The organism is Rossellomorea orangium, assembly GCF_019334305.1.
In the GTDB taxonomy this organism is placed as follows: Bacteria; Bacillota; Bacilli; order Bacillales; family Bacillaceae_B; genus Rossellomorea.
The window spans coordinates 23,049-42,673 of the sequence record NZ_JAHWGH010000006.1 but is presented as its reverse complement, the minus strand read 5'-3'; the positions used below and the strand labels follow the sequence as shown (position 1 = coordinate 42,673).

At 42.2% G+C, this 19,625-nt stretch carries 16 protein-coding genes and 2 riboswitches; all 16 genes read right to left on the bottom strand.

The features are described 5' to 3' along the window. Positions 1 to 401 precede the first annotated feature (401 nt). The gene (gene ptsG, locus KYJ26_RS02620; RefSeq protein ID WP_219165795.1) at positions 402 to 2,471 is read right to left on the bottom strand and encodes a glucose-specific PTS transporter subunit IIBC; all 2,070 of its coding nucleotides are present in this window, start codon (positions 2,469 to 2,471) and stop codon (positions 402 to 404) included. A 183-nt stretch (positions 2,472 to 2,654) separates the two neighbouring features. Beyond that, positions 2,655 to 3,497: a glucose PTS transporter transcription antiterminator GlcT gene (gene glcT, locus KYJ26_RS02615; RefSeq protein ID WP_206858106.1), complete on the bottom strand. Its 843-nt coding sequence runs from the start codon at positions 3,495 to 3,497 to the stop codon at positions 2,655 to 2,657. Positions 3,498 to 3,713: 216 nt separating this feature from the next. Beyond that, positions 3,714 to 5,048 carry an NCS2 family permease gene (locus tag KYJ26_RS02610; RefSeq protein WP_219165794.1) on the bottom strand — a complete coding sequence of 445 codons (1,335 nt, stop codon included), beginning with the start codon at positions 5,046 to 5,048 and terminating at the stop codon, positions 3,714 to 3,716. Between the two features lie 109 nt (positions 5,049 to 5,157). Next, a riboswitch (purine riboswitch) is annotated at positions 5,158 to 5,259 on the bottom strand. 178 nt (positions 5,260 to 5,437) lie between these two features. Further along, entirely contained in the window at positions 5,438 to 6,991 is a 1,554-nt protein-coding gene (gene guaA, locus KYJ26_RS02605) for a glutamine-hydrolyzing GMP synthase (protein WP_219165793.1), read from the bottom strand. Positions 6,992 to 7,120: 129 nt separating this feature from the next. Next, positions 7,121 to 7,222: riboswitch (purine riboswitch) on the bottom strand. A 40-nt stretch (positions 7,223 to 7,262) separates the two neighbouring features. Further along, entirely contained in the window at positions 7,263 to 9,467 is a 2,205-nt protein-coding gene (locus KYJ26_RS02600) for a transglutaminase TgpA family protein (RefSeq protein WP_219165792.1), read from the bottom strand. Continuing rightward, positions 9,464 to 10,681 (bottom strand): DUF58 domain-containing protein, encoded by a 1,218-nt coding sequence (locus KYJ26_RS02595; protein ID WP_219165791.1) that lies wholly within the window; start codon positions 10,679 to 10,681, stop codon positions 9,464 to 9,466. Before KYJ26_RS02595 ends, KYJ26_RS02600 begins: the two co-directional genes overlap by 4 nt. Then, complete coding sequence (locus KYJ26_RS02590) at positions 10,682 to 11,641, bottom strand: AAA family ATPase (protein WP_219165790.1); 960 nt, start codon at positions 11,639 to 11,641, stop codon at positions 10,682 to 10,684. A gap of 203 nt (positions 11,642 to 11,844) precedes the next feature. After that, positions 11,845 to 12,672, bottom strand: a complete 828-nt coding sequence (gene nadE, locus KYJ26_RS02585; RefSeq protein WP_219165789.1) for an ammonia-dependent NAD(+) synthetase — start codon at positions 12,670 to 12,672, stop codon at positions 11,845 to 11,847. Positions 12,673 to 12,743: 71 nt separating this feature from the next. Continuing rightward, positions 12,744 to 14,213 carry a nicotinate phosphoribosyltransferase gene (locus KYJ26_RS02580; RefSeq protein WP_219165788.1) on the bottom strand — a complete coding sequence of 490 codons (1,470 nt, stop codon included), beginning with the start codon at positions 14,211 to 14,213 and terminating at the stop codon, positions 12,744 to 12,746. A 191-nt stretch (positions 14,214 to 14,404) separates the two neighbouring features. Then, positions 14,405 to 14,644, bottom strand: a complete 240-nt coding sequence (locus KYJ26_RS02575; RefSeq protein WP_219165787.1) for a hypothetical protein — start codon at positions 14,642 to 14,644, stop codon at positions 14,405 to 14,407. A 96-nt stretch (positions 14,645 to 14,740) separates the two neighbouring features. Continuing rightward, positions 14,741 to 16,126 (bottom strand): vWA domain-containing protein, encoded by a 1,386-nt coding sequence (locus KYJ26_RS02570; protein ID WP_219165786.1) that lies wholly within the window; start codon positions 16,124 to 16,126, stop codon positions 14,741 to 14,743. Positions 16,127 to 16,272: 146 nt separating this feature from the next. Continuing rightward, positions 16,273 to 16,698 (bottom strand): hypothetical protein, encoded by a 426-nt coding sequence (locus KYJ26_RS02565; RefSeq protein ID WP_219165785.1) that lies wholly within the window; start codon positions 16,696 to 16,698, stop codon positions 16,273 to 16,275. Between the two features lie 375 nt (positions 16,699 to 17,073). After that, positions 17,074 to 17,880, bottom strand: coding sequence for a hypothetical protein (locus KYJ26_RS02560; protein ID WP_219165784.1), 807 nt, complete (start codon positions 17,878 to 17,880; stop codon positions 17,074 to 17,076). A 254-nt stretch (positions 17,881 to 18,134) separates the two neighbouring features. Beyond that, a complete protein-coding gene (locus tag KYJ26_RS02555) occupies positions 18,135 to 18,779 on the bottom strand; it encodes a hypothetical protein (protein WP_219165783.1) in 645 nt (214 codons plus the stop codon). Then, on the bottom strand, positions 18,776 to 19,174 hold the full coding sequence (locus KYJ26_RS02550) for a pilus assembly protein (RefSeq protein ID WP_219165782.1): 399 nt from the start codon (positions 19,172 to 19,174) through the stop codon (positions 18,776 to 18,778). The genes KYJ26_RS02555 and KYJ26_RS02550 overlap by 4 nt, the downstream gene beginning before the upstream one ends. A 12-nt stretch (positions 19,175 to 19,186) precedes the next feature. Continuing rightward, a complete protein-coding gene (locus tag KYJ26_RS24430; RefSeq protein ID WP_226677699.1) occupies positions 19,187 to 19,594 on the bottom strand; it encodes a DUF4234 domain-containing protein in 408 nt (135 codons plus the stop codon). Positions 19,595 to 19,625 lie beyond the last annotated feature (31 nt).

The following is a 19,625-nucleotide window of genomic DNA, read 5'->3' as shown; positions in this document are numbered from 1 at the left end:
TCCGATAAAAGTTTGAATAGCTCTTAAAATAAATCTAGAATTAACGTTGACGTATTGTCTTGTTTTGTTCAGTTTTCAAGGTTCAATGTAGCGCTTCTCTCGAAGCGACTTGACCATCATATCAAGAATGCAGTGTGTTTGTCAACAACTTTTTTTGAAATGTTTTATGATCTCGTTGTAATGTTGTTATGTAATCCGCTACTCTCTTGCGACGGTTTTTAAAGTATATCAAGCTATTAGATATTCGTCAATAGATTTAATAGATTTATTTTAAAAACTTTCATATCCCCCTATTAAGCGCTAATGATTCTTCTATAATAGACCCCTCTTTCTTCTATATATGAACAAAACAAAACCGGCCCAACCTCTCGATGGAGGACGGGCCGGTTTTTATAAAGAAATTAGTCGATCTTAATGATGTTTTCGTCGTTACGGTTCACGTTACCAGACTTCTCGATTGTCACTTGCTGACCTTCTTTAAGGTTCGTGAAGACAATCGGTGTCATGATGGAAGGTGCGTTTTCTTTGATGTAGTCTAAATCAACCTCTAGTAATGGTTGACCGGCTTCTACCTGGTCCCCTTCTTTTACTAGGGCTTCGAAACCTTTACCTTCCAGTTTCACTGTATCGATTCCAACGTGGATCAGGACTTCACGGCCTGCTTTGGACTCAAGTCCGATGGCATGCTTCGTCGGGAATACGTTCACGACTTTACCTGTGATTGGAGAAACGATTGTTCCTTCAGTCGGCACGATCGCGAAACCGTCACCCATCATCTTACCTGAGAATACTTGGTCAGGAACTTCTGTGATGTCTTTGATCTCACCTGTGATCGGAGCTACGAACTTTTCGTTGTCACGTTCAGTTTGAAGAGCTTCCGGATTCACTTCTTCGATTTGTTGCTCTACTTCTTCGTCTGCGTTTGTTTCTACTCTACGTGGAGCTTTCCCACGGATGATGTCTTGCATTTGTGATTTGATTGTGTCTGATTTTGGTCCGAAGATCGCTTGAATGTTATCTCCTACTTCAAGTACACCTGAAGCACCCAGTTTTTTCAGACGGTTTTTATCTACTTGTTTTACGTCATTGACAGATACACGAAGACGAGTGATACATGCGTCTAAGTGAGCGATGTTTTCTTGTCCACCCATTGCTTCAAGGATGTTGTAAGGAAGATCGCCTGCTGAACTTGCAGGAGCGTCATCTTCATCTTCATCTACGTCCTCACGACCAGGAGTCATAAGGTTGAACTTACGGATAGCGAAACGGAATCCGAAGTAGTAGATGAATGCAAACACGATACCTACCGGGATGACGATCCACGCATTTGTTTGCGGGTTGATCAGTCCAAATAGGACGTAGTCGATTAAACCACCGGAGAATGTCATACCGATTTTGACATCTAATAGATGCATCGTCAGGAATGAAAGACCGGCGAAGATTGTGTGAATTCCAAATAACACTGGTGCTACGAATAAGAATGAGAATTCGATTGGTTCTGTGATACCTGTCAAGAATGAAGTCAATGCTGCTGATGCCATGATTCCACCTACAACCGCTTTACGCTCAGGCTTCGCTTCATGGTAGATCGCTAATGCCGCTGCCGGAAGTCCGAACATCATGAATGGGAATTTACCAGTCATGAACGTACCTGCCGTCAGGTCTTGTACACCATCTTGAATTTGTTTCATAAAGATTGCCTGGTCCCCACGTACAACTTCACCAGCTGCTGATGTGTAAGAACCGAATTCGAACCAGAATGGAGCATAGAAAATGTGGTGTAATCCAAATGGAATAAGTGAACGTTCAATTACACCGAATACAAATGCTGCGAATGCTCTGTTTTCACCAAGCATAAAGTTTGAGAATGTGTTAAGACCATCTTGGATCGGTGGCCAGATTAATAACATTAATAATCCTAATACTACTGAAGATGCTGCTGTTGCAATTGGAACAAATCGTTTACCTGCGAAGAATCCTAAGTATGAAGGAAGTTCAATCTGGTAGAAACGATTGTACATGGATGCTGCCAGGATCCCGACGATGATACCGCCGAATACACCTGTTTGTAAGGTTGGGATACCGAGTACCAGCGCAAATGCCGGATCGACGCCGTCACCTGTAACATCACCAATACCTAATCCTTCAACTGTACCCATTGTTACGTTCATGATCAGGAATCCGACGATAGCCGCTAAACCGGCTACCCCTTCTCCACCGGCAAGACCGATGGCTACACCGACCGCAAAGAGTAGTGCCAGGTTACCGAAGATAATTCCGCCCGCTTGTTCCATTACGCTGGCAACGGTTTCAACGCCGCCGTTGTTAAGGAATGGAGCAATGTCTAGAAGCGTTGGATTTTGAAGGGCATTACCAAACGCTAGTAAAAGTCCGGCTGCTGGTAAGATCGCAACTGGAAGCATTAATGCTTTACCGACTTTTTGTAGTACACCAAAAGCCTTTTTAAACATGTGAGTTTCCTCCCTTTATATTCATTTTCGACTAATTAGATGATTGCGCCTAACCAAACAAAAAAGGCATGAGAAAAGAGGATAATGAACGTATATGGATAGACTACCCCAAAATACACGTTTCAATTATCTTCTTTACTCATGCCTGATCGAATCAGTAACACGTAAGAAAAGATAAGTACGTTAATTCACTTTATTTTGAATCCGCTGCAGATGCATTGTGAGGTATACTGCCTCGGCATCGTACACGGGTTTCTGCAATGTTTGCTGCATCATCTTAATCAGCTTCCAAGATAGATTATAGCAGACAGGGTATTCTTCTTTCAACAGTTTTGCAATTTTTTCTGGTTCTTCTACTCTTTCTCCCCTGAGAACCCTCTCGATGGTATATCGAATATGCCGTATGAGCCTCATATAATCGACGCTTTCTTTATTGATTTCAACGTCCAGCTGTTGTTCAATCATCCCTATTAGACGACTGATCAACTGGGAATGCTGATTCACTTCGGAAAGATCTTTGTTCATCATGGCACTGTGAATATGAAGGGCGATGAATCCCACTTCCCCTTCAGGAAGATGGACATCAGTCATTTCATTGATCATACTGACGACTTCTCTCGCTATTTCATATTCAAATGGATACAGCGTTCTTGTCTCGACCAGGAACGGATTCCGAATCTCCATCCCTCTCATCAATCGGTTAATGGCAAATAGAATATGGTCTGTAAGGGCGATGTGAATATGCTCGTTAAGAAATGAATTGGTTCTTTTCCGGATCAACTCGATGGCAGAAATAATGACGTTCGACATGTCATCATTCAAGAAAGGAAGAAGGTTCTTGTACTGCTCCTGTTCTTTTTCCCCTTTTAGGACAAACATCTTTTCTGCAATATCATTTTGGATGGGATCACCCTTTTTCCGGTTGAACCCTATCCCTTTTCCGATCAGCACAACTTCACCGTAGCTTTCGTGGACGGCAATCAATACGTTGTTATTTAAGACTTTTTTCACATTTAAAGTAGACATACTCAATTCTCCCTATATATTCGACCATTTTCGACATTACCCGATTTCATGATTTTAACGAAAACTGACCCTTTTTTCAATTCTTACTTCTTACCTTAGTACTACCTTCTCTAACCTTGACGTCATTCCCTTTATTTATATTCTACACTTTTTTCAATAAAAATCAGAAAGAAGCTGATCTGGGATAGATCAGCTTCTCGTGAATCGGTACCTATATTATACCAGGAATATAAAGTACAGGACAAAAATCACAAATAAGAAATACATGATTGGATGAATTTCTTTCGTACGACCTTTCATGATCATCGTGATCGGATAGAAAATGAATCCGATGGCGATACCCGTTGCTATGCTGTACGTAAGAGGCATGGCGACAATCGTCAGGAATGCCGGTACAGCTACTTCGAATTTCTTCCAATCGATTTCACCTAATGACGATACCATCAGTACCCCTACAATGATAAGGGCCGGTGCCGTCACGGCTGATGTGATGACCGCCAGTAACGGGAAGAAGAAAATCGAGAGCAGGAATAGGATAGCTGTTACAACAGATGCGAATCCAGTTCTTGCTCCTGCAGCAACTCCTGCTGATGATTCGATGTAAGACGTGGTTGTAGATGTTCCCAGGATCGCTCCAACTACTGTTGCACAAGAATCAGCGAACAACGCTTTACCGGCTCGTGGTAATTTATTGTCTTTCATAAGTCCAGCCTGGTTGGCCACCGCTACCAGTGTACCGGCTGTATCAAAGAAATCGACGAATAGGAACGTCAGGATGACTACAAGCATTTGGATGGTAAATATACTGCCTGCATCATTAAATAAAGGCTCAAGTGCCGCTCCGAACGTCGGCGCAAGACTTGGTGCTGCATCTACTACTCTTTCCGGTGTATCAATCAGTCCTGCAATCATTCCCACGATGGCCGTTACGACCATCCCGATGAAAATTCCGCCTTTAACGCCTTTTGTCATTAAAATGACCGTAAAGATGATTCCGAAGATCGCAAGTAAGGTAGTTCCATTTGTCAGATCACCCAGACCGACTAATACAGCATCGTTATTGACTATGATGCCTGCATTTTGAAAACCGATGAAGGTAATGAATAAACCGATTCCTGCACCGACAGCGTATTTTAGTTCTGCTGGAATCGAGTTAATGATCTTTTCCCGGATGCCCGAAAGTGTTAATGCGATGAAAATCAGTCCCGAGATCAAAACTCCCGTCAAAGCCGATTGCCAAGGTACACCCATTGTTAATACGACAGTGTATGCGAAGAAGGCATTCAAGCCCATCCCCGGCGCCAGAGCGATCGGATATTTGGCGATGAGCCCCATGATCAACGACCCGATGGCTGCGGCCAATGCCGTTGCCACGAAGACCGCACCATAATCCATTCTCATGCTATCCGGAAGATCCGGCACGGATTGAAGCGTCAACGTAAGCGGGTTGACGATTAAGATATAAGCCATCGATAGGAACGTGGTCAGTCCCCCGATGATCTCCCTTTTATAATTTGTTCCTAACTGGTCAAACTGAAAGAAATTCCTCATGCTTGTACTCCTCCTATAGAGTCGCCGTAGAAAATAAAAAAACCTCGAACTACCAGAGTTCAAGGCTTTGACTGTTAAGATCAAGATCAAGAAGGAACCAACATGCGGTCCTTTTCATCCATCACCTCGTAGTCAAGCCATTTACGGTAGCTTGGTAGAAACGCTCGGGCCCTATTCCCGAAATTATACGACGTAATACTTTTATTATGTTTTGTTATGATTACAGTACTATTGTACCAACGGAAAAGGAGTCCGTCAACACAAAATACGAACATTAAAACAAAATATTTGAGTTAATGTTCGTTTAATACAAAAAACGACAGGCATTCTCCCGTTTGTCGAATGGAATCGATAAGGAAGAAGCCTGTCATTTTATTTATACCACGTTATTATTCCCACTCAATCGTTGCAGGTGGCTTACTCGTCACATCATACACTACGCGGTTGATATGATCGACTTCATTTACGATGCGAGTTGATATTTTCTCCAATACGTCCCATGGGATACGCGCCCAATCTGACGTCATACCGTCAATAGAGGTAACTGCACGGATTCCGATCGTGTAATCATATGTCCTCGCATCCCCCATAACACCGACACTACGGATATCAGGCAGGACAGTGAAGTATTGCCAGATGTCACGATCAAGTCCGGCTTTCTTGATTTCATCACGGAGAATGTAATCAGACTCACGGACGATTTCAAGCTTCTGTTCAGAAATTTCACCAAGGACACGGATACCAAGACCAGGTCCCGGGAATGGCTGACGCCACACAATTTCATCCGGAATGCCAAGCTCAGAACCTAAAGCACGCACTTCATCTTTAAATAGAGTGTTCAACGGCTCGATCAGGGTGAACTGCATATCTTCAGGAAGGCCACCGACATTATGGTGGGACTTAATTGTTTGAGCAGTCGCTGTACCACTTTCAATGATATCCGTATAAAGCGTACCTTGTGCAAGATATTCGATGCCTTTAAGCTTCGTCGCTTCATCGTCGAATACGTAAATGAATTCATTTCCGATGATCTTACGTTTTTGCTCTGGATCGGATACACCTTTTAGTTTATTTAAGAAACGGTCTTGAGCATCCACTTTAATGACGTTCATGTTAAATCCGTCAGCGAATGTCTTCATGACGCTGTCCGCCTCGCCTTTTCGAAGAAGGCCGTGATCGACGAAGATACATGTCAGTTGATCGCCGATTGCTTTGTGGATCAATACAGCCACAACGGAAGAATCGACCCCTCCGCTTAGAGCGCAAAGAACTTTCTTATCACCAACTGTTTGTCGGATCTTGTCCATTTCCATTTCGATAAAGTTCTCCATGGACCAGTCGCCTGTGCATCCACACACTCCAAATACGAAATTCTTCAGCATTTCGTTTCCGTGCACCGAATGACGCACTTCAGGGTGGAATTGAACCGCATATAGTCCTTGTTCTTCGTTACTCATGGAAGCAATCGGACAAGAAGGGTTCGTCGCATTTACATCAAAGCCTGCAGGTGCTTCCACGACAAGATCACCGTGACTCATCCATACAACTTGCTCTTCCGGGAGTTCTGAGAATAATTTGGACTGCTTCTCAATGTTGATGGCTGCTTTTCCGTACTCGCGGTGCTTTGCACGCTCTACCTTCCCTCCGAAATGCATCGTCATCAGCTGCATGCCGTAGCAAATCCCGAGAATCGGGATATCCAGATCGAAGATTCGCTCATCACAACGGAATGAATCCTCACCGTAGACACTGTTCGGCCCACCGGAGAAGATGATCCCCGTTGGATTCATTTCCTGGATTTCTTCAAGGGTAACTGTATGCGGGTGGAGCTCACTATAAACACCAAACTCACGGATTCTTCGCGTGATTAACTGATTGTACTGACTTCCAAAGTCTAAAACGACGATCATTTCTTGATTGTGCAATTCTTCTTTACCAAGCATTCAGTTCACCTCTTCAGTTTATTTACCTTTTACTATCTATTGTTGTTAGCATTCCAAAAAAATATAAAAAAAACTAGACTTCGCCTTAAAAAAAGGCAGAATTCTAGTTTTTTTGCATACACGGATGTCAACTTAGAACACTGCCTTCATAGTCCAGTCATTTAAGGTGACCGGGTAGATACTTTCGAACCGTATTATCGAGGATATACGAAGGATGCTAACGAACACTATTTTGAATTTGACATCATTTTATACTCTGAAATGAACCGGGTCAACCGGTTGTCCTTTTAATTAAATTTTCCCATAATTCCCTCATCTTCACCCAATCTTCCGAAGTAGGCTTCTGACCGTACAAAATCCGTTCATAATTATTCGTCAGACTGGTCATTTCACGGGTACCGAAGAAGGAATCGATGTATCTTGAATACCCCCGCAATGTTTGGCCGTCTTCCATTCTCAATCCGTACCTTTCCAACTGTTTCATGAGGGACAGATAGGCTTCTGAGAATACATCGCTTGATGCCTTCCTGCGATAATAAAAAATCAGGACATACGGCATCCAGCGTCTTCTCACAAGGTATAAAGCGACCACAATGATGATCAGGAGAATGGCCCCCATCACAATCTTGCCCCAGTTGTCCACGACAAATGACTTCAGATCATCCCAAAGCTTCGTTATAGAAAAACCGTCACCTGCAGATGCTGTATCTTCCTCAGGCTGCAAAGGTTTCTTTGGCGTCTCCTTCTGCTCCGGAACCGGTACTTCATTATCTTCCGGATCAGGTACATCCAGGTCATACTGATAGGAAACGTTATTGCTGAACCCAACAGTAGGTTCAAACGGGACCCACCCCACTTCCGGGAAGAACACTTCTACCCACGAGTGGGCATTGTTGTTGGATACCTCGTAAAGCTTGTAGGTCGAATCAACCTGCCTGCTGTATTCCCCTTCCGTATAGCCTTTTGCCCATCTTGCAGGGATTCCAAGGGATCTGACCATCACGACCATGGAAGTGGAGAAGTTATCACAGTATCCCCGCTGTGTTTCAAAGAGGAACTGATCGACGTAATCCTGCCCTTCTTCAGGAACGGGTACGTCGAATTGATCGTATACATAGGCTTCCTTTGAAAAGTATTGCTCGATCGCCCTTACTTTGTCATACCAATTATCCTCTTCCGACGTAATCTCAACGGCCAAGTCCTTGACCCGTTGAGGCATCGCATCAGGAAGCTGGGTGTAGCGATCCACGAACTCGGGTACCTGCATGATCTCCTGAGTTTCATTCGCCGCCTTCATCTTTTTCTGAGAAAAAGAGGGGGAACGGTACGAAACTTCATACTCGTCAAGCTTAACGGTTTCATCGAGCTCTTTATAGCTTGTCACCTTTTCATTGATGGGATTGAAGCTGAAATAGCCCTTATCGTTTCCGTTAATGCTTTCCACCCCATACGGATAGACAACATGGGAATACTTGCGCTCGACCAGAACCTTTTCACTTTCCAGATCACGCTGTTCATCGGTTTGTGGTGAAGGAATCGGAACCTTTTTCCCAGGATCGAACGGCATGGCAGCCTGCTGTTCATCCGGTATGGATTGCTCCCATCCCTTCCCTGTGTACAAGTCCTTCGATTCGATCTTCCAATAATGCTCTTTGGTCACCTCAGCATTAAATACGACGGTAGGATCGCCGACAAAGGGACCTCCAAGCTTCGTGTCATCGGTATCATACCCAATTTTGTTCACGCCGCTGCCGCCTGCATCTTCAGAAAAGGATTGAAGATATGGGACCGGATCCGGCCAAATGGGATTCGCTTTTGGCGCGGCAAAAGCCACGACGGAACTAACACCGAGCATCACCGTAAGTGGAACGATCCAACGATGGCGGCTCATCTTGGAACCACTCAGGTTCTCTCTTTGTACAAGTCTTTCAAGAGCCAGCAGCCCCATAAGAAGAAAGCCGAAGATGACGACACGGATGATGGATCGATCTCCTTCGTATACCGTGAACGTGTCAATCAGACAAACGTAAGCAACCGTCATGATATAAAAAAGGAGAATCGTCTTTCGGACCGAGATCCAATAATGGATCAAGTACGTCATCAACCAAAGAAGCACGAAAAACAATAAACTTCTGTATTCAAATGACAAACTCGGCCACTCCCGACCAAGGGTCAAGCCGAGATTACTCCATAGATCTTGACTGAACTTCTTCAACCAACCGGTAGCAAAAAATGAACCGGAATAGTACAGTTTATTCAGACTGTAAAGGATAAACAGAACCTTCACTGATGCCGTGATGACATAATGAATCCTAAAATAAGACAGAACGAGGGCCAAACCGATAAACACAACAAAATAGGTCAAACTCGCCGTGTCCGTCACGACCTTCAGGGGCTTTAACCACTCCCACAGAAGTAAAAATCCAAATAAATATATCAGGACCTTGAAAAATGAGTTCGTTGTGTCATGCCTCATGCCCGCTTCACCTCCAAAAAGGCGGATGAAAAATCGCCTTCAAAGCATACTTTCAATCGGATGCCCCTTGAAGAAGCATAGGCTTTCAGCGATTTCTCTTCTGCTGTATACGCCTCTCCCATTCTTTTCACCAAGAAGATGACAACGGAGCTGTTTCGCTTCGCATACTCATTCACGCTCATAATCATTTTTTTCGACACCGAGGACGTCACGAACACAACCGCTGCTGATTGGGAATAGTTCAATCCCGCTCCCTGCAGGACCTTTCCTAAAGCAAAAGGACTGTCCTGCCTCACTTTTGCCAAGTGATAATTCAGCTGACTCAAGTGCTCATCACCACCACGGATTGGAAATGAAACATGATCTTCCCCGATGGACACAAGGCCGACCTGAGCACCCTTTTTCACGATGGATCTGATCATCGAAGCCGTAAAGGTGACCATCGCTTCAAATGCCGGAGAAGCCTCTCTGTCGAGTACGATGAGGACATCATGGGACTGACGTTCTTCAAACTCCTTCGTCATCAGCTCATTGGTTCTGGCGAAGGTTTTCCAATGGATCCATGAAAACCGGTCCCCGGGCTGATAACCACGGATACCCGTTGCCATCGTCGTATCCTTTTGAATCTTTACGTTCGAAGTCGTCATCCCTTGATCATACCGGTTCTCCAACGGACGATACGGGACATCGACAATCGACGGATAAACGAGGAGTTTGTCCACACAATCCACCGTCGCTTCCTTCTCAAACACGCCAAAGAAATCACCCGTTTTAAACCGCACTTTAGAGAAAATATGTTCTCCACGTGGAAGCTCATCCACAACATATGTCAGCTTGATCCGTTTTCTGAATCCAGGGTGAATCATGGCCTTCGCCTTTTGAAAACCGGAATGATGAAAGACCGAATCCGTCACCACATCCTCCATCACCATGTAAAACAAGGGAAAAGGAAACTTCCGGGACAGGGTGATCGTCACCTTTAATTCATCCCCCGCTTTGTACTCCGCTGATTCAAAACTCCTCTCCACATAAAACTCCGAAAGAGGGTATAAGAAAACCAATAAGGAATAAAGGGCAAACGGCAAAAAGCTATAAAATAAAAACCAGCTCACAAACCCACCTTGGAACATCGCATACGAAAACGTCACCCCCATTAAGAGGAGCAGAAGCAAAAACTTCACAAGTGGTTTTAAAAATCGAAGTTTCGTCTTCATCTATCTCGCAATCCTTTGGACAGGAACAGGAATACGCGCCATGACTCTTTCCACCACTTCCTCAGGAGTGATCCCTTCGTATCTCGCTTCAGACTTCATGATGATACGGTGTGAGAATACATAAGGCGCAAGGAATTGAACATCGTCAGGAACTACATAATCCCTGCCTCGTAAATAAGCATAAGCCTGACACGCCTTCATCAACGCAATCGATCCACGCGGGCTCGCCCCGAGGTATACATTGGCATGGATCCTCGTGCGGTTCGCAATTTCAACAATGTATTTCTTGATGGTGTCGTCCACCAACACTTCCTTCACATCCCCTTGGATATATCTCAATTCCTCAAGGGTCATCACCGGCTCCAATTCATCGATCGGAGGAGTCCGCTGGGCGCGGTGAAGGACTTCCATCTCTTCTTCCGGCTCCGGATACCCCATCTTCATCTTCAACAGGAATCGGTCGAGCTGCGCTTCCGGAAGCGGGTAAGTCCCTTCATACTCAATCGGATTCTGAGTCGCCATAACGAAGAACGGCTTATCAAGCTTCCGGGTCATCCCGTCAATCGTGACGCTGCTCTCTTCCATCCCTTCAAGTAACGCGGACTGGGTCTTCGGCGAAGTACGGTTGATTTCATCCGCGAGAATGATATTCCCCATGATTGGCCCCGGCCTGAAAGTGAACTCCATTTCCTTCGGGTTATAAATCGATACACCGATCACGTCAGATGGCAGCAAATCAGGTGTAAACTGAATCCGCTTGAAGCTTGCCCCTACGGACTTCGCCAATGCACGCACCATCATCGTCTTCCCGACACCCGGAACATCTTCAAGCAATACATGCCCGCCGGCAAGCAGAGAGACAATGCTCAGCTCCGCTACCTTTCTCTTTCCAATCATGACTTTCTCTATATTATCAATGATACTTTGCAACTTCGGATTCACCATTTCATGTGACGACATCGTACCCCTCCTGAATGATTCAAACTCATCTTTAACTATTACTACTTTCGTTTAAAAAGTCGAAAATCCTCTATAAAATGGTAAATTCGCATAGAAATTTTAGGGAATTGGTAGGAGATAAGGTGGTTATGAGGGTGGGGAGCTGCGATTTTTGTCGAAATAATAAAAGCCGATCCCATGAATCGAGAATCGGCTTCACTTTCTTATTTCCAAAAATCATCAAACACCGTAACCGGCAGATGACGTTTATGCTGTGTTTTCAGGTAATGACCTTCAATAACTTTCTTGGCTTCAGCAGGCACTTCTTTCCCTTCCAGGTAATCGTCCAGCTGATCATACGTGACCCCAAGGGCTTCTTCATCCGGCAGCTGCGGACGATTTTCTTCAAGATCTGCTGTCGGTTTCTTGTTGTATAAATGTTCCGGACAGCCGAGTTCCATTAAGAGCATCTTTCCCTGCCTCTTGTTCAAACGGAATAGAGGAACAAGGTCTGCCGCTCCATCGCCGAATTTCGTGTAGAAGCCGGTGACCGCTTCAGCAGAGTGATCGGTCCCGAGCACCACGCCATCCTTCATAGCTGCAATGGCGAATTGCACCTTCATCCGTTCACGTGCTTTTTCGTTTCCTTTTACGAAGTCGGAAAGCTCGATGCCGTTTTTCTTCAACGTTTCGACGCTTGCATCTACGGCAGGTTGCACATTGACCGTCATCGACACGGTCGGGCTGATAAATTCCACTGCATCGATGGCATCCTGGGCGTCACCCTGCTCCCCGTAAGGAAGCCTGACGGCATAAAAAGCATAATCCGATGATCCTGACTCCTGATTCATTTCATCAATGGCCATTTGAGCCAGTTTCCCTAATAAAGTAGAATCCTGACCTCCTGAAATGCCAAGGACCAGACTTTTCAGAAATGAATGCTTCTTCAAGTAAGCCTTCATAAAGTCGACACTGCGACGGATTTCTTCCTGCGGATTGATTTCCGGGGAGACCATCATTTCTTCTACGATTTGTTTTTGAAGAGAATCCATGTTTTCACACTCCATGTTAGGTTTTGTTACATCATATTATATCTTTTTATCTTACCCAAACACAGGCAAACTTACCAATTTTCGCTATGTCTTTCCTTCACTTCGGCTTTTACACGGTGAATCAGATCCATCTTATTGTTCCAACACTCTTCACTTAAGTCCACAGGGTACTCTTCCGGGTTCATGGAACGCTTATACTCGTCCCATAGCATTTCAAGGTTTTCATTCACGAAGCTTCTCATATTTTCCAGTGGAGGTGTATCATACACAAGCTCCCCGTCCTTGAATACATCCACATGAAGCTCCCTCGCTTCAAAATTCGTCACGAACTTACTGATGTACGTATGAACGGGATGGAACATCTTCAACCGTTCCTGACTTTCAGGATGTTCATGGTCAAGGGCAATATATTCACCCTCTGATTTACGATTAACCGTATTGATGATGCGGTAAACCCTTTTCATCCCGGGAGTCGAAACTTTCTCCGCGTTGCTCGATATTTTAATCGTGTCTTCCATTTCACCTGACTCATTTTCAATAGACACAAGCTTATACACGGCACCTAAAGCAGGCTGATCGTACGCTGTGATCAGCTTCGTCCCGACACCCCACACATCAATCTGTGCCCCTTGCGCCTTCAAGTTCAAGATCGTATACTCGTCCAAGTCGTTGGAAGCGATGATTTTCGTATCCGTAAAGCCGGCATCATCCAGCATCTTGCGGGCAATCTTTGATTGGTACGCCATGTCACCGCTATCAAGACGGATCCCCTTGAAGTTGATCTTATCGCCAAGCTCCTTCGCCACTCTGATTGCCGTCGGTACACCGGATTTCAATGTGTCATACGTATCGACTAGGAACACACAATCCTTATGGCTCTCCGCATACTTATGGAAAGCCTGATATTCATCCCGATAAGCCTGAACCATGGCATGAGCGTGGGTTCCGGAAACCGGCATGCCGAATAATTTCCCGGCACGGACATTACTCGTCGCATCAAATCCGCCGATGTACGCTGCCCGGGTTCCCCAAATCGCCGCATCCAGCTCATGGGCACGCCTCGTACCGAACTCCATCACGACTTCATCCTGCACCACCTGCTTGATCCGGTTCGCCTTCGTCGCAATCAACGTCTGGTAGTTCACGATATTCAAGATCGCCGTCTCCAGTAACTGAGCCTGAGCAAGCGGCGCCTCCACACGAACAAGGGGGACATTCCCGAACGCAACCTCCCCTTCCTGCATGGATCGAATCGTCCCGGTGAAACGGAGCTCCGCCAAATATTCCAGGAAAGCCTCCTCATACCCGAGCTCCCGTAAATACTCGATATCACTCTCCGAGAAATGAAACTTTTTCACATATTCAATGATCCGTTCAAGCCCGGCAAATACCGCATATCCATTGCCAAAAGGCAGCTTTCGAAAGAACACTTCAAAAACAGCCTTTCGATTATGGAAATCATCATCCCAGTAAGCCTTCGTCATATTGATCTGATACAAATCTGTATGCAACGCTAAACTATCATCTGCATAGTTCGTCATGTATTTCTCTCCTTTAAGCTATAGCCAATTGTTGAACATGATGTGTCTTATCTATTTTAACCAATATTGGGTGGGATATCGAATGATTAGTTTAGGTTGTGGTTTTAAACAAACGTTTGATTAATTGTTCAAATAATAAATGAGAGAGATTCACAAAAAGCGCAATACCTACTATCCCTAAAAGCCCCATCTTAAAATAACGAAGCCAGAACTCGCCACACCAGCATGAACATCGCAAAACTACCCCCGGCCATAATCGCTTTCTTACTCGTATTCTTCCCTCCATCTGTCGACATATCAATGGACAGGCCAAACACTGAAATAACGACTAAAACAACGGCCGTTATCATGATATTCCGGTCACCATCATCCACCACACCGTCACTCATATAGAAATACAGATATGCAATGCCCCCGATGACCGTTCCCATACAAAGTATAGGCTCCTCCCAAAAAACGGGGGCAGTCCCCCGTCACAATCACGCATTACTATGCAGGAGACTGACTCCACATTCTCTACTTACTACCTAATCATTATTTTTATTAAACTTTTCATTTATCAAACTTTTCGTTTCTTCATAACTTGCATCATTTACTTTATGGAGTTCACTTTTAATTTCTTTTGAATACTTGAAGACATCCTTTTGTCTTCTTTTGGCTTTATCAGACAAATATGTGTATGCTTCATCTGTTAATTCACCCTTATCTTTAAGATAGAGAATGACTCCTAAGAGATTATTGTTTTCTTTAATACGTTTATACGACCAATCATAGGTAAATTCAGATATTTCACTAGTATTCAGATACTGTTCTAGATCATTATTATTTAGCGCTTTACTCTTCCAACTTTCCCACTGTTTCGCTATTTCTTCTGCGCGATTAAACTCTGAGTTCAATTCATCTAAATCGTAAACATTTGCGTATGAACCAGAGGCATTCTCTGCGACATCCTGAAGTTGTTTTTGGCCTTCTGCATCAACATCAAATCCAATAATATTGACAATTGGTTTTACAGAAGAGTCTTGTAAAGACTTTGCTACCTCAACGGGGTTACCATCACATGTCTCAATTCCGTCACTGACCAGGAAAATGATATTTGTGTTTTGCTCTGCAGGAAATTGAGATAAATCCTTTTGAGCTTCTCTTAAAGAAGCGGCTACCGGGGTCCAACCTTTTGCTTCAACATCTTTTAAAGATTGGTTTAATTTACTTTTGTCATAGCTTTGAAAATCATAAACTTTTTCATTTGCTTTACAGGACATTTCTTTATCCTTATCACTGCCTGTCCCTTTATGACCATATACTCTAAGTGCCACTTTACTACCTTTAGGAAGTGAAGATGCAAAAGTATCGATTGCTTCTTTAGCTAACTCCATCTTCGTACGTCCCTTTACCTGCGCCTTCATACTGCCGCTTGCGTCAAGGATAATTTCAACATTTAAATTTTCTTTAAATTGATAACGTGGATCTTCAATTTCAGGACTCCCAAATGACTTTGCTTTTAATTTTTCAAGCATGATTTGTGGATCCTTATAATCTACAGCGAAGAGTGAAAGAAGTTGGTTCCAGTATGACTCAAGAAACTCTTCATCGGCAGAACCTTTAATTGCAGGAAGCTGATTTATCTCTTTAACGATCTCTTCGTTATTCTTATCAAACTTTGCATTTGCATATGGTCCGGCAGGATAATCAATTACTTCTTCCATTGTTTTAGGAGCATCAGGCGTCGATGAAAGCTCTGGATAATTGGAAAGCAGATTTTTTTCATCATTTTCTTGTTCATTTAATATAGAACTTTCGTTTTTCATTTCTGCTTCTTTGCTACCATCAGATTTATCATCTGCTGATTGACAACCTGTAATAGCGAAGGATAAGCATATAACCAAAATCGTAATAAAAAGGTTTTTACTCAAGAGTATTTCTCCTTTATCAAGTTTGTTGTGAAAATAAATTAGTAAACCAAATTTTATTATTTGTTCCTAACTTCATTCACCTTTGCATCGTAACCAAGTGTACACGCCCATGATTCACCATAAACATGTATGGCGGTTATACGTACTTAGGCTCTTGGATATCGCAAGTCTTGTTTATAACGCGGTAGTTTTTCCTGACCAGCCTTTTCTATACTCTGCACGATTAACTCTATTTGTTGTTCCACTGGAAGATGTGCTATTTCTTTCTCATATGTAAAATCCTTAATACTTTTCTTTGTTTCCCCTACTCCACGAGCGAGCTCCTTCAATACTGTCCGATCATACTCGTTGAGCAATTTCAAGAGATTTAATTTCTTCATTTCTTTATACGTCTTTTTAATATTTTTAAAGGAATCAATTAGCACCCTTGCCTGTTTGTATTGCAGCCGATTTAAGTGTGCCGATGCTTCTAATACTGTCTGAATCTCCTGGTCGTCGAGTGTATGATGAACCAATATATGATTATCGTAATAATGCGTATACGCTTTTAATCTTTCTTGAAGTTCTATCATTTAGTTGGTCAATCACTTCTTTTCCTTTTTTTAAGCAGTCATTCTTATCAACATATGGATCTACCACAGTACTTATATTGGAAAAGGACTCTGGTGAAAGTCTCATCTTCATCTTTTCAAGATCAAAAAAATTATTAACGTACGCGGTAAACAAGACTAACTTTTCAAAAGCTAGAATTGCATCAGCTTCAGAGTATTCCTCTTCAGCAATAACGGTATATCCTCTATGCTTATTCCCTTTTTATAAATCGCTAAATAGTAACTTACATCGTTTACTTCATAACCAAATTGATTTATCATTACCTTATTTTCGAATAATTTCTTGTGTTTATTCGCATTTCTTTTTAATACTGGTATATTCATTAATATCAATCCTCATTCACCTTGCTTTGGATAACGTAGGTCTTGTTTATAGCGTCGCAATTTTTCAATTCCGTTTTTATAATATGTCTTTTTTATTTCATTCATATCGTGATTGTCAGTCAGAATTTCTGCTTGTCTATCTTGATCAAACTCTTTTAATGATTGTTCAACTTCTTTCTTGCCTTTTAAAAACTCCTCTAAAAAATCTTTATTCTCTTTTGGGAGTTTTCCAAATATATTTGTCTCTTTCATCTCAGCCAACATTCGTTTTAGGACCTCGAAGTTTTCTAGTAATGTTTTAGATTGGATATATTGGACTCTATCGACATGTATAAGAATTTCTATTAAATTTTCATAATCTTGATCTGTTATAATATTTTCCTTTAATATACGATGGTCGTAATCATTTGAAAAACCAATAACTCTTTTCTTTAAATCTTTCTGAAGATTACCATATTCCAATAAGATATTTTTCCCTTTTGCCAATACGTTATTTTCATTATTAATTAAATAATCATTAATTACACTTACCGGCTTAAAGAAATAATCCGTGCTTAATTGCCCTCTTTTTTCTCCAATCGAGAAATAGTTGTTTGCATAAGCTGTATATAAAACAAGAATCTCAAATGCTTCAAGAGCATCGTTTTCTACAGGATCATCTTCTGAGATCACTGAGTATCCCTTAACTTTATTCTTTCTTTTATAGATTGATAAATAATAATATGTCCCACTGACCATGTAACCGAATGGATTAATAAGGACGGTTTCAAATAATCTCTTATGTTTATATGCCTTTGATAAGAGAATCTCTGCATTCATTCTAACCCACCTTCCGTAACTGAGATTTTTGGGGTTAACCTTGCTCTTGCTTATACCGAGAGAGTTTTTCATTGACTGCATTTTCGAAGTCTCTTACAAATATTTAATCTGTTCTCCCACTAGTAAAATGGCAATATGTGCATCAGCTTCTAAAGACACATTTCTATTACTTCCAAATCATAATTTCTATATTGTGTTCACAAAAAAAAATAAAAACCTTGAAAAAACTAACTTCCAAGGTCTTCTCCACTTAATTATTCATATACCTTCTCAAGATATTTCAGTTTAGGCCCATATCCCTTCTGAGGGATTTTCTCTTGAAATACCTTAATGAGTTTATTGTCCGAAATACTTTCGAAAGTTGCCGTTGACTTTACTTCAATTCTCCAATCCTCTGTAGATAAAATAATATCCATATCTTCAGGGTTTGCATCATTGTCGGTCAATATAGATTGAGCTGCATTTTGAATTCTACTATTAAGAGTAGAATCAGAAAAATGCTCTCTAAAAGCCTCTTTCAATAAAGGGTGTTCTTCTAATTCGCCAGGGAGCACGTCATTGAGCGCCTGTATATAAGCAAGATCAGAAGCTTTCCCAGAATCCTTGAGCTCCTGTTGTTTTTCTTCGATTTGTTCATTAATACTTTTACCACCATCTAAGGCCTTCTGAGCGGCGGAAATGACACTACCGTCGAATTCTTCTACCGTTTTCGTTGTTTCATCTATTAATACAGACGTACCAGCAAAGGCAGCTTGCTCTACAGAACTGTTTGCCTGGGCTTGAACAACGTAGATCTTTGCAATATTTGCCACAATCAGAAAAACGACAGCAACGATGCCAAATAGCCAAAGAATAAAAAAGATTGAGTTCCCTTTCTCATTGTCTATATACTTTCTCATTCCACCAACACCTGGCCCACTGCCGATTGATCAAATGAAAGAGCCGTTTCATCTTTCCATTGTTTAGGAATAAACACAAGCGGGTGCTCGACCTTAACATTAATTTCAAACTTTCCGTTGACATCGGGTGTAGTAATGGACATTCCATCATAAGTTATCACATTGCTTGCTCCAATTGCTTTTTTTACCGTATTTTCTGCTTCTAATGCATCTTTAGTAGCAGAGTAAGATTTAGCCCCTTCATTCACTGCCGTTTTAACTGTATATATGGCATACCCTGACGCTACAACCTGCCAGAGGAGCAGAAAAAACATGAAGAAGAAAGGTAGAATTCCAAGGAATTCAAATGTGAGAGCACCTTTTTCATTATTTACTTTTTTGAAGTACTTTCTCATTGCTACCCTCTCCTAATTTTCTTTTAGTCGATTGATTTTGAATTGGAGATACCAAACATTAAATATGACTAATAACCAAGGTTTAAAAATTTTTTCGTCAAAATGTTCTTCTATCATTTCCCTTGCCCTAAAAACTGAATAGTAAAGGCAACCTACAAAATAGAAAGATAAAATTATGTCATAACTATCTAATATAGATATGCCATATCCCGTGAAGAACGAGTCCTTAATTAGATCGTAAATTAAAGATACAATTGTAAATACCAAGAAAAATTTCCACCATCCATGAGGTATGAAATTTTTAGAAGTGAGTTGAGAAAACGACTTTTTTCTTGAAATAAACCAATAAGCATAATAAACACCAAATGTAAGTATGGATATTGGAATAAGGAAGAATAAGTTTGATTTCTTAAATATCATTGTTTTATCAGCCATTCATTTTCTCCCTCTT